Genomic DNA, 274 nt, shown 5'->3' with positions numbered 1-274 from the left:
GCCGTATCTCACCAGATTTGGAAGTCTTTTTCAGAGTTTCCTTAGAGGGTGTAGACAAAATCAAGTAGTAAGTCGACGAGCGAGCATGCGAGCCTCAGCCAGCCATACCCAAGCCTCACTCACATCCAGTAACCGATCGTGGTGCATGATCAGCCGCCTGGCTCGCTCATTCCAGGCATGAGTCCGTTCCACCACCCAGCGCTTGGGCATGACCACAAAGCCGCTCGCAACCGGCGCTGCCGTGAACAAATCGCCTTGCTCTGAATGCCATTTC

At 54.7% G+C, this 274-nt stretch carries 1 pseudogene; it reads right to left on the bottom strand.

Annotated elements, in window-relative coordinates:
• Window positions 1-60 precede the first annotated feature (60 nt).
• Window positions 61-274: pseudogene (locus MTCD1_RS19165) on the bottom strand (IS5/IS1182 family transposase); the annotation flags it as partial.

The sequence above is a fragment of the Colwellia marinimaniae genome, assembly GCF_002207865.1.
Classification (GTDB): domain Bacteria; phylum Pseudomonadota; class Gammaproteobacteria; order Enterobacterales; family Alteromonadaceae; genus Colwellia; species Colwellia marinimaniae.
This window is presented reverse-complemented; position numbering and strand designations above follow the sequence as displayed.